The following is a 15,574-nucleotide window of genomic DNA, read 5'->3' as shown; positions in this document are numbered from 1 at the left end:
AGAGCAGCTAATGCTTAATGCTGATCAGTTAAGCTCAAAATGATCAGTTGAACGATCCTATAGATGTGTAAAAATCCGAATGTATTCCATACATTCGGTTTTTTTTATTTTTTTAAGACAAGAACTTGAACAGATACACACCTTTTCAGCTGATAAATTAAATGGCCTGTCAGACTTACTTTTCCCAACGCTTATTGACCAATGCCTTCAAGATACAGGTGTTACAACCATTCGAAAACGAAGATTACCGATGGAGTTAATGGTTTGGAGTGTAGTAGGTATATCACTCTATCGACATTTGTCGATGAGCAAAGTGGTATCTCAATTAGATATCCTATTACCAGGGGAAAAGCCATTTGTTGCACCAAGTGCTGTGATTCATGCTCGTAAGAAATTAGGACATGAACCAGTAGAAGCCGTTTTTAATAAAACACAACAATTGTGGCATGAGAAAACACCTCATCCAGATTGGCACGGTCTCATCGATGGCGTTGTCTGGCGTACGCCAGACCATAGCCCCACGCTATTTGATCGTGGTTTTTACGCATTAGGTTTACTGCATAAATGGTAAAGTACAGGCCAAGAAAGGCACTGGTTGATCCCATTACGTAAAGGTGCTCAGTACAAAACGTTAAGAAAACTTGGTAAAGGCAAAGAGCTAATAGAGTTAACCTTATCACCACAAGCCCGAAAAAAGTGGATTGATGCGCCCGTGACAATGGAAGCTCACTTAGTTACGGCGACAATCAAAGGTCAAGAAGTAAAATTACTAACATCAATGACCGATCACAAACGTTACATAGGTGCTGATATTGCAGAGCTTTATAGCCACTGCTGAGAGATTGAGCTAGGTTATCGAGAAATGAAGCAATATATGTTGCAAGGAACGATAACTTTAAGAAGTAAAACTCCCGCGTTAGTGACTCAAGAGTTATGGGGAATGTTATTAGCTTATAACTTGTTAAGGTTCATGATGTGCCAAATGGCGTACACATTAAAAAGTGTGATGCCCTATCAGATTGGTTTTAAACAAGCTTCAATATTCTTGACAAGCCAACTCCAACTATTACCAACGGTTGCTGCTGGTCGGTATCCTGAAATATTGAGATATATACTTGATATGGCAGAAAGCTTTGTATTACCCGAAAGGCAAGAAATAAGTTATCCAAGAGCAGTAAAGAAAAGGCCTAGTCGCTATGCGACTAGGCCTCAAAGGGAACGTAAATTATCTTAATTTACATACATTACAGCTAATACTACCCTTTTGTGTTACTTACTTATTTAAAGAATCTTACTGACTTCATAGTGTGGTTTAAATAATGTTCCCCAACTTTGTAAGCGGAAGTATTCGCCAGGTTTAGCATCAACCCATTTACTATATAACTTAGCTCCCGCATAAAGCCCAACACCTGAGATTTTAATCGTTTTAGAGGTTCCTGGCATATATACAGTTCTCTCTTGACCTAGCATCATCTTTTTAGGTGAGTAGAACGTTCTCAAACTTTTATCTTCTACTCGACCTAACATATTAAATCCTGCGCCATCATAAAAATCGACTCTTATCATTTTTTTGGGATTTACCGCATCAAATAATTGAGTGTTATCTTCTAAATCACAGGCTCTCACTTCAGCACCATTTTCGTTAACACTTAGACAATTCTTTGCATTAGTCTTAAATACAACTTGGTCTTTATTTGTAGTGTATGGAGTGAACTTTTGTGCCTTAGAACCATTACATTCGAAGATTTGCACTTTATTTCCTGGTACATCAATTCCATTATCAACATCAATACAGTAATCCTTAGCAACATAAGTGCTTGGATATGTATTAATAACAGCTTTTATTTCACCATTAATATATGAGTAAAATTGAGTATCCTTCTCTTCAGCGCTGCATTTATGAGCGACAATATCTTGTCCATTAAAATATGGATTACCAAGTTCTGAACCGCCTGCAATTGTTACACAATTAAATTTACCAGGTTTATTTACTTTACCAACCTTAAATTTAAATGTTGTTTTGTCTAAATTTGAAGCATATCCACCTAGACCCGCCATTGCATTGGCACTCATCATTACACAAGAAACTAACATTATATTTTTTATCATTATTAACACCTAATTATTTACTTTCAAATAGCAGTGTAGTGATATTAAATAACTATTTAAATAGCAAAAAATACTGTACAAAATCCTAATTGCTAAATAGAAAAACACAATAACTTCCGCTAGTTCCATTTGAGCTTGAGCAAAGTTAACATCATCAGCATGCTTATTGATGTTCTCTTCCGCTGCTCGACGAGCTTCATCAGCTATTGCTTTACTATGCATTACCGTATCTACCACCATAGTGACAATACTTGGTTGAACCTCAGCAATACCGCCAGAAATATAAAACACTTCTTCTGAAGACTTATATGTCAACGACAAAACTTGCAACACTAGATTTTAGCTTTGTTAGCAATAGAGAATATCCAAGTTGAATACCCAACTCTTCATCAGTGCCATATACAGCAAGAGCATGAACAGAGCCTTCAGCACTAACAATATTCAGTTGAAAGATATTTTCTAAAACACCAATAGCCCTACTTTTTGAAGCAGACACACCACACTAGGAACCATACATTGTTAAATCATGGGGGGGGCAAAAGGTTTTTTATTTGTAAGTGGAAGGCCATTCAAAGTAGGGGCAACTCAATTTGATATTTTGCGCCTAGCTCGAGAATACTATATATGAGCAACAAAATATGGAGGATATAACATGTAGAGAGTTCGAAATTGAAATTCCGATAGCAAAAATTTCAGCAAGCCTAAGACCTGAGTTTCCAGATGGAAAAACTCAAGTGAAAAAAATTTTGATAAATATATTGCCGAAAAAGAAAAAGCGGATAAGTTACAGAAAAGGCTAAACCAATTGTCGAAGTAACCAAAACGCTTCCACCAATAACAAAAAGAAGTTTTATCCTTCTTTTGTCTTTTAGTTAACCCCAAAAGACTATAGCCAGGCATTATGAGCTCCGGTCAATCCCTATGATTTAGTTAATTTATCCTAAAACCCTCCCTTATTTATCTTGGGTCTGTATAACAGTAAATGACTTACGGCTGGCTGACTAATATTCAATAACTCTGCTGCAGTGACAGTTTGGCATTCAGCAACAGCTCAAAAAGCATGTAGATAGGATAACTTCATTAGCATTAGCATTAGCATTAGCATTAGCACACATATTAATAACAAGATGTCATACATAAACATAATTGTTTATAAAAACCTTGATGTGCAAAGCAAACTGGAAGCTCAAATCGTGACTAGTATAAAAAACGCAATTCGATTACACTCTAGCCACATAAATTAGTGCTTATTTTGTTATTTTAAAAGGAATCATTCATGGGATTTTTTAATGCTATCTTAGGTAACGCTGGCGAGATGGATCTTGCTGATGCAACTGAAGAATTATCAACGATTCTTGGTCAAGGTGAGCACATCGAATTAGCTTATAAGCTTGTTCGCGATATGATTATTTTGACAGATCGCCGTTTAATTTTAATAGATAAACAAGGCATGACGGGCAGAAAAGTGGAATACCGCTCAGTACCTTATAAATCAATCACTATGTATACTATTGAAACAACAGGCCATTTTGATCTAGATGCAGAATTAAAATTATGGGTTTCAGGCCAACATGACCCAATTAGCTTAGAGTTTAATGGCAAAACCAATGTCTATACCATGCAAGGACAATTAGCTGCTAAAATTGCGGGCAAATAAGCCTGTTTTGTAATGCAACAAAGAGGCACAATCTCAGGTGCCTCTTGTTATATGCAGCCTATGATTTTTATCTAACAATACCGGAATAATGTTACTGAGAAACCGTCATTAATGCGGTTGCCAAAGCATCTATCTGCTGTTCTTGTAATCCTGCAACATTAATACGTCCATCACCTACCGCATAAATGGCAAATTCATCACGCAGACGCATAATTTTATCAGGCGATAAACCTGTCATAGAAAACATGCCTTTATGATCAGCTATAAAACTAAATTGATCGCAACCCTTAGCCGCTAAGGTGTTTACTAAGCTCTGACGTAATCCAATAATGCGTTGTTGCATCATGATCAATTCTTGTTTCCACACCGCCGTTAACACGTTATCTGTTAATATATCAGCCACTAATGCTGCACCGTGATCAGGTGGCATGGTGTAACTGGCTCGTGCTAACGTCAAAATTCGACCTTTGGCTTTTTGCGCATTTGACAACGTATCACCCACCAATAAGGCAGCACCGGTACGCTCGCGATATAATCCAAAGTTCTTAGAACATGAAGTGGCGATCATCATTTCTTCAATGTTATCAGCCATGAATTTCAAGCCTGCACCGTCTTGCTCAAGCCCATCACCAAAGCCAAGATAAGCCATATCAACAAAGGGGAAAAAACCATTCTTATTAGCTAATGCGGTGATCGCTTGCCACGCTTCAAAACTAATATCCGCACCCGTTGGATTGTGGCAACAACCATGCAGTAATACCACATCATTCGCCCCTGCTTGTGCTAGCGCTGATAGCATTGCATCGGTGTTTACTTGTTTAGTATCACGATCAAAATAAGGATAATATTTAACTTTTAACCCAGCAGCTTCCATTACTGGTCGATGGTTAACGTAACTTAAATCAGTTAACCATACGGTCGTATTCGCATTAGCAACGTGTATCAGATCTGCAAGCATACGTAATGCTCCGCTACCACCAGGGGTTTGAACACCCGCAGCACGGCTATGAGCCGAAGTGTCAGCTAATAACAGATCAATCATGCATTGATTAAAAACTTCACTCCCCGCAAGACCAACATATGATTTTGTCGTTTGAGTTTGAAGTAAGCGCTGTTCCGCTTGAGAAATCGCAGCCATAATAGGAGTTTGGCCTTGATTGTTACGATAAACACCAATACCAAGATCCATTTTATGAGCACGCTGATCGGCATTATAGATTAATGATAATGACAATATGGGATCAGGTTGTGCGGGAGAAAGTTGTGAAAACATTAAGCAAATTCCGTTTATAGAGGCATGAATTTAAATTAGCATTTCAATTTCAAGCCGTCATTAGAAAAATGATAATTCTCACTTTGTTTAAGAATAACCATCCATATAAGAATGATAAATTATTAAGGATTTGACTATAGGGTTTGAGTATTATGACTCAAAAATTTGATATTCAGAAATCATTTAAACATCAATACTTTTAATGCAATAGCGACGAACGTCCTTAAAACATCGCCCAACATCATATAATGTCATGCCGAATTTGACACATTACTCTATCACTTATGGTTGCAAAGTCGTTTTTGTTCAGATCAACTGTCTAGTCTTCATTACATACAATAAAATACACAGCTTCAATAAAAGCCAATTACTTATCATTATCGAATGATTATCATTACAAACTTAGTACATTAGAGTGATATTTTTTATAAAACATCAAATACTGACAAATATTATCTAGGCAACACACAATAAATATTGATTAGATAACAACCAACCAATAAGTCATTACTTAATCAGAAAAATAAATTATTATTTACCCTTTTTTCATTATTCTTAACCATTATGATGTTAATAATTAAGAATGATTGTATATGAAACATATAATTTAGATAACCACTCACGACTATTTAACATTGTTATGATCGATGATTTAATCTTCTACTTTTCCCTTTCATCTATAAATGAGTAGATTAAAGTCACCTCCTCTCTACTGTAGTTATTACTTTTAATATGTTACATCGTAGGGTTGGAATGTTATTGTTATACATCTAAAAAACAAATACACACTCAAAAAAACAACATTAGTCACCTCATTGATGATCTATCAGCCAGTATGATGTCTATCTTCTACCTCTATGTTTCATGAGATTATTTGATTCATTGGCAAGCATCTTTAAACATGGTAATAATGTAGTAGAAAGATAAATGACTGCTGTACGGTGTTACTTGTCACTCTTAGTTTTCACTCTTGTGTCTCCTACATGGCTTTATCCCTGCCTTAAATACCGCAGCAATTTTCTTAATAATCCGAACCATTCCATTTATTGAGCTTACCCTTAAAAAAACTTCCGTGGTAAACAACATTAAATTGAATATAATGTGACAACAAATAATATGGCGTTATTTGTGGTAGGATTTATTAGTCTACAAATCATAATAAACCAGATACTGACATTGAATAATGCCGTACCTATAAATTAAACGTAAATAAAATGATTATTGGAGAATACATGAATCATTTGAATTTAATTCAAGAGCTTAAAGATCGCGGTCTGATCGCTCAAATTACGGATGAAGAAGCTTTAAGCGAGCGTTTAGCAAAAGGTCCGATTACATTATATTGCGGCTTTGATCCAACGGCAGATAGTTTGCACCTAGGTCATCTGGTACCTCTACTTTGCCTTAAGCGCTTCCAAGAAGCAGGCCATAATCCTGTAGCCTTGGTTGGCGGTGCTACTGGTATGATTGGTGATCCAAGCTTCAAAGCGACTGAGCGTTCACTTAACACTTTAGATATTGTTGCTGATTGGGTGACTAAAATCCAACGTCAAGTTTCGCCTTTCTTAGATTTTGACAACGCAACTAACCCTGCTCGTATGGTGAACAACCATGACTGGTTCGGTAATATGGATGTACTAACATTCTTACGTGATATTGGTAAACACTTCTCTGTTAACCAAATGATCAGCAAAGAATCAGTTAAACAACGTATTAACCGTGATGAAGTAGGTATCTCTTTTACTGAGTTCGCTTATAGCTTGCTACAGTCTTATGACTTCGCAAGCATGAACAAAGACATGGGCATGGAACTTCAAATTGGTGGTTCTGACCAATGGGGTAACATCACAGCAGGTATCGACCTAACTCGTCGTATGAACCAACAGCAAGTGTTCGGTATGACTGTACCACTAATCACTAAATCTGATGGTACTAAGTTTGGTAAAACTGAAGGCGGCGCTGTTTGGTTAGACCCAAGCAAAACAAGCCCATACAAGTTCTACCAATTTTGGATGAACACTGCTGATGCTGACGTATACCGTTTCTTACGTTTCTTCACTTTCCTTTCTGAAGAAGAAATTCAACAGATCGAAGAAGATGACCGCAATAGCGGCAAAGCACCTCAAGCACAACGTATTCTTGCAGAAAAAGCAACAGCACTTGTACACGGTCAAGCACAATTAGAAGCAGCACAAAACATTACCCGCTGCCTATTTGAAAATGATCTTGAGCACTTATCTGAGTCTGATTTTGCACAACTAGCACAAGATGGCATGCCTTCAGCTTCTGCAACTGGTGACGATGATCTTCAACAAGTGCTTGTTAACGCTGAACTTGCAACATCTCGTAGCCAAGCTAAAACGCACATTACATCAAACGCTATCATGGTTAATGGCGAAAAAGTAAGTGATGCTTACTACGCATTCCAAAATACGGACAAGCTGTTTGGTCGTTATACACTTATCCGTCGTGGTAAGAAAAACTACAGCCTTATCGTTTGGGGTTAATCCTAAACTGATAACTGTTATCTAGCTTATAGATAGCACTAAAAACCACCGTTACTATAATAACGGTGGTTTTTTATTATCATCTTCCTCTCAACGTCTCACACTTCGTCCCTCTTATCTCAACACCTTGTATCTCTTAACCTTATACCTCAACCCTCGAAAAATAAGACTCACCCTGCATAATTTGATATTTCTATTAATAAATCCCCATTTAATTTGATTTAACCCCAAGCTCTACTCGCCTGTTTACGTTTACAGTCATAACATCCAATGACTACTTGAAATTAAAATTATGTCTACTATTAATCAGCAACGCCTTATTAACCATTTCATTGAACTGATCAAAATCAACAGCGAATCACGCAATGAGAAAGCGATTGCCGAAACACTGGCTGAACAATTAGGTGAATTAGGATTTAGTGTTCATCGCCTACCTGTACCAGAAGCGATCTCTAATGGTTTTAATATTTATGCGCGTTTAGATGGCAACATTAATGACACCATTGCGATTAGTTGTCACATGGATACGGTAAATCCAGGTAATGATATTGAGCCGATTATAGAAGATGGCGTTATTCGCTCAAAAGGCGACACCATTCTCGGTGGTGATGATAAGTCAGGCATTGCAGCAATAATGGAGGCGGTACGTTGCATTCAAGCTGATAACCGTGATCATAAAACAATTGAACTGGCTTTCACTGTGCATGAAGAAGGTGGTCTGCAAGGCTCAAAACTATTTGATATGAGCTACATCACCGCGAATAAAGCGATTGTGTTGGATTCAGGCGGTGCGATTGGTGCGATTGTTACAACAGCACCCGGTCAGCAAAGTTTGAAAATCACAATTACAGGTAAGCCTGCTCATGCCGGTTTAGCACCAGAAGAAGGTATTAATGCACTGACAGTTGCTGCTGATGCTATTACTAATATGCGTTTATCACGTATTGATGAAGAAACGACAGCTAACATCGGTGTCGTTCAAGGTGGGCAAGTCACCAATATTGTAATGCCATCACTTTATCTTGCGGCAGAAGCACGTTCTTTAAATGATACTAAGCTTGAACACCAAACAGCACACATGGTTGAGACATTTGAACACGCTGCGACCAAGCATGGTGCTCAAATCAATATTGAATCAAGTCGTTCTTACAACGCTTATCACATTGAAGATAATGACCCGCACGTACAAAGTATTATGGCGGCATTTAAATCAAACGGTTTAACCCCATTCACGAAGTCAACCGGTGGCGGTAGTGATGCTAACGTATTTAATGGCAAAGGCTTAAAAACAGTCAATCTATCGACGGGAATGAGTAAAGTTCATACAACTGAAGAATTTATTACTATTGATGACATGACTAAAATAACCGAATTCATGTACACTTTTTTATGCAGTAATAAATAGCAGGTTAGACGAATATAACAGCGTCAAACAAATCCACTACAATGTCTTTCTTATTTTTATTAATTTTAACAATAAGTGAGACATTGTATTTAAAAAGACACCTATTAAACTAAATAATAAATTAAAATTATTAACAATTCATTCTCTAATATTGTTGAAATCAGCCTCTATCAGAACAGATCTAAATAGCATATACTCCGCAAAATTCATATTATTACAGTTACTAAGCAATAAAATACTATGACTTAATTCTATATCCAACGATCAAGATTTTATTTCAGATATAGAGCGAAATACCCTAAAAAGAAGATTTGAAAGATGGATATCCAGCACCTAACTCCAAAAGAAAAAGATCTGTTTATTAAGACATTAGCAGAATGTTACCGACGATTAACAGCTGCAAAAATTGAAGCAAAGGAACTGACAAAAGAAGGGTTTCAATTAATGTTTAGATCTGTCTATAAAGATATTAACAATACTTATAAAATATAAAAATATTATAAATGTTGCTTAGCTCAATAATGAGGCGTACCTAATACGCCTCAATAAGCCGTTTTCTCAACTCTTATATCTTATTAATCATAAACCTTATTTACCTCGAAAATAACGTTGAGCAACAAAGGGCATTTTTGCCACCGTCATTGGCAATCTTTTTCCACGTACTTCGGCAAATAATACTGTATCAATAGCACTATAATGCGGTATGACATATGCCATAGCAACAGGGATAGATACTGAAGGACCAAAACTACCACTGGTCACAACCCCGACCTGCTCACCATCGGCATTAAATAATAGACTTCCTTCTCGTACTGGTGCCTTTGTTTGGCCAACCAACCCTATTCGCTTACGATCTACAGCTTTTGTTTCAATTTGGGAAAGAATGACATCAGCGCCAATAAATCCACCAGCACGTTCACCATCTGTACGGCGTACTTTGCTGATCCCCCACAATAAACTGGCTTCTATTGGTGTGGTCGTTTTATCAAGATCATGACCATATAAACACAATCCACATTCTAAACGCAGTGAATCGCGTGCACCGAGTCCAACCCATTCAACATGTTTATCTTCAAGTAATGTGGCAGCTAACGTGATTGCATGTGAGGTGGGCACTGAAATTTCAAAACCATCCTCACCCGTATAACCTGAACGGCTGATATAGCATTCCTGCCCTAATAACGGTATACGCACAGCATCCATAAATACCATGTCGCGTACTTGAGGCATTAATGTTGCTAAAACATCCACCGCTTTTGGCCCTTGCAATGCCAGCAGTGCTCGATCATGTATGACTTCAAGTTCTACATCGGCTAATAAATGTGCCTGTAAGTGCGCAATATCTTCTGTTTTGCAGGCTGCATTGACCACAATGAATAAATGATCACCAAAATTTGTCACCATTAAATCATCTTCAATGCCACCCACATCATTAGTGAAAAAAGCATAGCGCTGCTTTCCCTCTGGTAAATCGATAATATCAACAGGCACTAACATTTCGAGCATTTTAGCTGCATTTTTACCACGTAACCGTAACTGCCCCATATGAGAAACGTCAAACAATCCAGCCTCTGCACGACAATGTAAATGCTCTTTTTTAACGCCTAATGCATATTGTACAGGCATTTCATACCCAGCAAATGGCACCATTTTCGCCCCCATATTGACATGTAGATCATGCAGTGGGGTACGTAATAAAGGTTGAGACATGATGATTGACTCCCAATAAGCAACAGCAGTTAAACAATGATTGTTTCACCCTACCAAAAGCACCACCAGAACGGAAAAACTAATGGCAGAGATCTTGATCGAATCCGCAATATTGTTAAATAGGCATGACAATACGCAAACGAATACGTAGTATTCATATCAATAAATTAACATAAAAGTTTTTTAAATGAACAATAAGGCGATAAGTTAACTGTCTTGCTCATAAAATCTTCCGCGTAAGGAGTATATACATGGAAATGACATTAAAATTTACAACTAGCCATGAATGGATACGTGATAATGGTGACGGCACAATTACAATGGGCATTTCAGATCATGCCCAGCAATTGTTAGGCGATGTCGTTTTTGTTGATTTGCCAGATATTGGTGATGCCGCTGATGCCGGATCGACTTTTTCATTAGTCGAGTCAGTTAAAGCTGCATCAGATATTTATGCGCCAGTGAGTGGTCAAATCATTGAAACCAATAGCTCACTTGATGATAGCCCTGAACTGATTAATGACGACCCGTATGGTGAAGGTTGGATTGCTAAAATTAAATTAGACGATCTCTCGCAACTCAGTGAGTTAATAGACAGCGATACTTACCTTGCTTCCATTGCTGAAGACTAACATCAAGGAAAGAAAGATGACTTCTACCACACTGCTCAATGCTCTCAGTGATGATACTCATTTTGCTCAGCGCCATAATGGTCCAAACTTGTCGCAACAACAGCAAATGTTAGCAACAATTGGCACATCCAGTATAGAACAGCTCATTCAGCAAACGTTACCAGCGGCCATTGCATTACCCCAACCATTAACATTACCACCCGCTCAAAGCGAAGCGAATATGCTTGCATCACTCAAGCAAATTGCGGCTAAAAACATTGTTAATAAAAGCTATATTGGACAGGGATATTATAATACCCATACGCCAAATGTAATTTTACGCAATATTCTAGAAAATCCAGGTTGGTACACCGCTTATACTCCTTATCAACCTGAAATTTCACAAGGCCGCTTAGAGTCATTGCTTAATTTTCAGCAATTAGTCATGGATATGACGGGCATGGATCTGGCGAATGCTTCACTACTTGATGAAGCAACCGCCGCCGCAGAAGCAATGACACTGTGCCTTCGTGCTGGTAAAAGTAAAAGCACGCAGTTTTTCATTGCCGCTAATGTTCATCCGCAAACTATTGATGTAGTAAAAACTCGCGCTCAATTTATTGGAATTGACGTCATTATCGGTGAACCTCAACAATTAAATGATCACAATGTGTTTGGTGGTTTATTACAATACCCCGCCACCAACGGTCAACTTGATGATTTAACCGATATTATTGCTACCGCACATAACAACAAAACCTTAGTTACCGTTGCCAGTGATTTACTTGCATTAACCTTATTAACCCCACCCAGTGAAATGGGTGCCGATGTGGTGATTGGCAGTGCACAACGTTTTGGTGTTCCAATGGGGTTTGGTGGACCACATGCTGGCTTTATGGCAACCAAAGATCAGTACAAACGCACTATGCCAGGCCGTGTGATTGGAGTATCTAAAGATGCCAAAGGTAACCGCGCACTTCGAATGGCAATGCAAACCCGTGAACAACATATTCGCCGTGAAAAAGCGACCTCTAATATTTGTACTGCCCAAGCCTTACTTGCCAACATGGCGGCTTTTTATGCGTTATATCATGGACCTGAAGGCCTTAAAAAAATAGGACGGCGGGTACATCACCTTACCGCTATATTAGCCGCAGGTTTACGTGATAATGGCTTTATCATTGAAAATAACACCTTTTTTGATACCCTGACTTTACTCACCGCTGAGAACACAGATAACCTCTATCAACAAGCATTAGATGCCGGTATTAACCTTCGTAAATATGAGCATAAACTCGGCATTAGTATTGATGAAACCACATCAGCCGATGACATTGAAGTGTTACTCACGTTATTAACTGGCAAAGCCTTATCGATTGATCATTACAGTAGCCTAATTGCCGATGATGAATTTGCTGCAATTCCAACACGCTGCCAACGCCAAAGTAATTACCTAACGCACCCTGTTTTTCATCGCTATCATAGTGAAACCAACATGATGCGATACATGAAGCAACTTGAAAATAAAGATTATTCATTGACCCACGGCATGATCCCGCTCGGTAGCTGCACCATGAAACTTAATGCTGCCGCTGAAATGATCCCTGTTACATGGCCTGAATTTGGTCAATTACACCCTTTTGCACCTGATTCTCAAACATTGGGTTATCAAGAATTAGCCCAAAAGCTATCAACCATGTTGTGTAGCATCACCGGTTACGATGCCGTATCACTGCAACCTAACTCAGGCGCTCAGGGAGAATATGCAGGCCTAATTGCGATTCAGCGTTACCACCAAGCAAATGGCGATAATCACCGTAATGTGTGTTTAATTCCAAGCTCAGCACATGGCACTAATCCAGCTTCTGCGGCAATGGTGTCAATGAAAGTGGTTGTGGTCGCTTGTGATGAACAAGGCAATATTGACCTCAATGATTTACAAGCAAAAATAGATCAACACAGCGATAATTTATCCTGCATTATGATCACCTACCCTTCAACCCATGGTGTCTATGAAGAAGGCGTTCAACAAGTTTGTGAACGTGTTCATGCTGCTGGCGGTCAAGTGTACCTTGATGGTGCTAACATGAACGCGCAAGTGGGATTAACTAGCCCGGGTTTTATCGGTTCAGATGTCTCACACCTAAACCTTCATAAAACCTTCTGCATACCACATGGCGGAGGCGGCCCTGGTGTGGGTCCTATCGGGGTTAAATCACACCTAAGTCCATTCTTACCCGGACATACTGATAACCAACAGCCACAGAACAATCAATATGCGGTATCAGCAGCTGCATTAGGTTCTGCCTCTATTTTACCTATTTCATACGCTTATATTTCAATGATGGGTGAAGCTGGGCTAAAACAAGCGACCGAGTTAGCCATTTTAAATGCCAACTATGTGATGGAACGTTTACGTCCACATTACTCAGTGTTATATCGAGGAACACAAGGTCGCGTCGCCCACGAATGTATTATTGATATTCGTCCGATTAAAGCCGCTTCTGGTATATCAGAAGAAGACATTGCTAAACGCTTAATGGATTACGGCTTTCATGCGCCCACAATGTCGTTCCCTGTTGCTGGCACATTAATGATTGAACCAACAGAATCAGAAGATTTAACCGAGTTAGATCGTTTTTGTGATGCGATGATTGCCATTCGCGAAGAGATTAATCAGGTACAAACCGGAGCATGGTCTTTGGAAGATAACCCATTAGTCAATGCACCCCATAGCCAAGTTGATTTACGAACCGCTGAATGGGCACATTGTTATAGCCGAGATATCGCTTGCTTCCCATCAGCACATACAAAAAATGCCAAATACTGGCCAAGTGTTAATCGAGTTGATAATGTTTATGGAGATCGAAATTTAGTGTGTTCTTGCCCTAGTATTGATAGTTATATGGATAAGTAATAATAACCATTAATACACGAGTTCAACTATTAAAGCGGATCTTTTGATCCGCTTTTTATTTTTTACACATTTGAAAATAATCATTTTAACAATAGTGAAATAGCAATAACTTATATTAGTTCACTTGTTAATCTGGTTATTCATTTATTTGTTAATAACCGTTTAAGAAACACTTAAATTAAAAATCAATAAATAACTATACAAGATACTATATTTGATCAAATATAAACCAATATGCATATTGTTATAAATGAGACTTATTGATGTATTCATTTTTAAATTCAACACATACTCTTAATGAACGCTTAAATCTATTTACAGCTTCTGTTAAAAATCTTTATCCTGAAATTATTGGGATCGCAGTTACGCGAATAGATGAACACGATAATCTTTATTCTGTTTATCGTAGCCCTGACTATGGTGATAATTTTCCAACTTTTATTTCATCAATAAGCCGATCACCGCGTTTAAACAAAATGCGTTCATCATTAGAACCAAGTATTATTGATAATATGCTTTCTCATCAATCATCTGTGAAAAAAATTCATTTACGATTATTACAAAGTAATTGTATTTCAAGTATGGCATGTCCAATTTATACTAATGATACTTTTATTGGTGTGTTATTTATCAATGCTAAAGTAAAAGATTTTTTTAGTGAAAAAGTTAATTATTTCACCACCTTCTCAATTTTGATCTCGTTACTTATTACTGATAACTTTAATAATAAAAAAGCGTTTCATTCGATTGTAAAAACTGTTTTGTTATTAAGTCATCATAAAGATCCTGAAACCCAGAATCATCTAAAAAGAGTTGCTGAATATAGCCGTTTAATTGGGCTTTACTTAGCTAGAAGAGGAAAATGTAATGGTGATTTTGTTGAATCTGTTTATCATTTCTCAGATATGCATGACATAGGAAAATCTTTAATCCCTGAAGATATTTTATATTCAACAGAGATTTACACCGATGAAGAAAGAGCGGTCATGAATCAGCATCCAGAGCTAGGCTGCCAGCTTTTATCGAATATTTTAACCACATTTAAATACGATAATAATCAAGAGCTCACTATTATTCTTAATATTATTCGTCATCACCATGAACGTTACGATGGCAATGGTTACCCTGACAAACTAAAAGCCACCGATATTCCATTAGAAGCACGTATCGTTACAGTGGCTGATGTTATTGATGCACTATTAAGCCATCGTCCTTATAAACAACCATGGTCAATAGAAGATGTTGAATTGTATTTAATTAATGGCTCAGGAACACTGTTTGATCCTCTTTGTATTGATGCCATTTTGCATTCTCTCGATAAAGTGACCTTGATTCAAAGTCGTTATCCTGATGTTATTGAGGAAGATCTACCACTATAGTTAATT

At 37.8% G+C, this 15,574-nt stretch carries 9 protein-coding genes and 2 pseudogenes; 7 read left to right on the top strand and 4 right to left on the bottom strand.

Annotated features, from left to right (window positions below; translation table 11 throughout):
• The first annotated feature begins 106 nt into the window (after positions 1 to 106).
• Positions 107 to 1,234 (top strand): annotated as a pseudogene (locus Q0V26_RS03910) (transposase domain-containing protein).
• Between the two features lie 47 nt (positions 1,235 to 1,281).
• On the opposite strand, the gene Q0V26_RS03905 reads toward Q0V26_RS03910, so the two are convergent.
• Both Q0V26_RS03905 and Q0V26_RS03900 read right to left on the bottom strand, forming a co-directional pair.
• Positions 1,282 to 2,109 carry a ricin-type beta-trefoil lectin domain protein gene (locus Q0V26_RS03905; protein ID WP_297478247.1) on the bottom strand — a complete coding sequence of 276 codons (828 nt, stop codon included), beginning with the start codon at positions 2,107 to 2,109 and terminating at the stop codon, positions 1,282 to 1,284.
• 9 nt (positions 2,110 to 2,118) lie between these two features.
• A pseudogene (locus tag Q0V26_RS03900) lies at positions 2,119 to 2,605 on the bottom strand (F0F1 ATP synthase subunit epsilon).
• A gap of 780 nt (positions 2,606 to 3,385) precedes the next feature.
• On the opposite strand from Q0V26_RS03900, the gene Q0V26_RS03895 reads away from it, so the two are divergent.
• Positions 3,386 to 3,766: a PH domain-containing protein gene (locus tag Q0V26_RS03895; protein ID WP_297478245.1), complete on the top strand. Its 381-nt coding sequence runs from the start codon at positions 3,386 to 3,388 to the stop codon at positions 3,764 to 3,766.
• Positions 3,767 to 3,857: 91 nt separating this feature from the next.
• On the opposite strand, the gene Q0V26_RS03890 is transcribed toward Q0V26_RS03895, so the two are convergent.
• Positions 3,858 to 5,039, bottom strand: a complete 1,182-nt coding sequence (locus Q0V26_RS03890) for an amino acid aminotransferase (RefSeq protein WP_297478243.1) — start codon at positions 5,037 to 5,039, stop codon at positions 3,858 to 3,860.
• A gap of 1,232 nt (positions 5,040 to 6,271) precedes the next feature.
• Between Q0V26_RS03890 and tyrS the strand changes: the two genes are divergently transcribed.
• Complete coding sequence (gene tyrS, locus Q0V26_RS03885) at positions 6,272 to 7,546, top strand: tyrosine--tRNA ligase (protein WP_297478240.1); 1,275 nt, start codon at positions 6,272 to 6,274, stop codon at positions 7,544 to 7,546.
• A gap of 292 nt (positions 7,547 to 7,838) precedes the next feature.
• A complete protein-coding gene (locus tag Q0V26_RS03880) occupies positions 7,839 to 8,951 on the top strand; it encodes a M20/M25/M40 family metallo-hydrolase (RefSeq protein WP_297478239.1) in 1,113 nt (370 codons plus the stop codon).
• A 588-nt stretch (positions 8,952 to 9,539) separates the two neighbouring features.
• Here Q0V26_RS03880 and gcvT read toward each other — a convergent pair.
• Positions 9,540 to 10,661: a glycine cleavage system aminomethyltransferase GcvT gene (gene gcvT, locus Q0V26_RS03875; protein ID WP_297478236.1), complete on the bottom strand. Its 1,122-nt coding sequence runs from the start codon at positions 10,659 to 10,661 to the stop codon at positions 9,540 to 9,542.
• A gap of 251 nt (positions 10,662 to 10,912) precedes the next feature.
• On the opposite strand from gcvT, the gene gcvH reads away from it, so the two are divergent.
• The 3 genes from gcvH to Q0V26_RS03860 all read left to right on the top strand — a co-directional run bounded on the left by gcvH (position 10,913) and on the right by Q0V26_RS03860 (position 15,568).
• Positions 10,913 to 11,293, top strand: coding sequence for a glycine cleavage system protein GcvH (gcvH, locus tag Q0V26_RS03870; protein ID WP_045037712.1), 381 nt, complete (start codon positions 10,913 to 10,915; stop codon positions 11,291 to 11,293).
• A gap of 16 nt (positions 11,294 to 11,309) precedes the next feature.
• A complete protein-coding gene (gene gcvP, locus Q0V26_RS03865; protein WP_297478232.1) occupies positions 11,310 to 14,189 on the top strand; it encodes an aminomethyl-transferring glycine dehydrogenase in 2,880 nt (959 codons plus the stop codon).
• A 263-nt stretch (positions 14,190 to 14,452) separates the two neighbouring features.
• Complete coding sequence (locus tag Q0V26_RS03860) at positions 14,453 to 15,568, top strand: HD domain-containing phosphohydrolase (protein ID WP_297478230.1); 1,116 nt, start codon at positions 14,453 to 14,455, stop codon at positions 15,566 to 15,568.
• Positions 15,569 to 15,574: the final 6 nt, after the last annotated feature.

The organism is uncultured Photobacterium sp. (assembly GCF_947039875.1).
Lineage (GTDB): Bacteria > Pseudomonadota > Gammaproteobacteria > Enterobacterales > Vibrionaceae > Photobacterium.
The sequence above is the reverse complement of the archived record's forward strand: the minus strand, read 5'-3'. Positions and strand labels throughout refer to the sequence as shown.

Bases quoted from the DNA above. Each gene is read 5' to 3' on its own strand.
- Q0V26_RS03890 (WP_297478243.1), bottom strand. From the start codon at position 5,039: ATGTTTTCACAACTTTCTCCCGCACAACCTGATCCCATATTGTCATTA.
- Q0V26_RS03905 (WP_297478247.1), bottom strand. From the start codon at position 2,109: ATGATAAAAAATATAATGTTAGTTTCTTGTGTAATGATGAGTGCCAAT.
- tyrS (WP_297478240.1), top strand. From the start codon at position 6,272: ATGAATCATTTGAATTTAATTCAAGAGCTTAAAGATCGCGGTCTGATC.
- Q0V26_RS03880 (WP_297478239.1), top strand. From the start codon at position 7,839: ATGTCTACTATTAATCAGCAACGCCTTATTAACCATTTCATTGAACTG.
- Q0V26_RS03895 (WP_297478245.1), top strand. From the start codon at position 3,386: ATGGGATTTTTTAATGCTATCTTAGGTAACGCTGGCGAGATGGATCTT.
- Q0V26_RS03860 (WP_297478230.1), top strand. From the start codon at position 14,453: ATGTATTCATTTTTAAATTCAACACATACTCTTAATGAACGCTTAAAT.
- gcvP (WP_297478232.1), top strand. From the start codon at position 11,310: ATGACTTCTACCACACTGCTCAATGCTCTCAGTGATGATACTCATTTT.
- gcvT (WP_297478236.1), bottom strand. From the start codon at position 10,661: ATGTCTCAACCTTTATTACGTACCCCACTGCATGATCTACATGTCAAT.
- gcvH (WP_045037712.1), top strand. From the start codon at position 10,913: ATGGAAATGACATTAAAATTTACAACTAGCCATGAATGGATACGTGAT.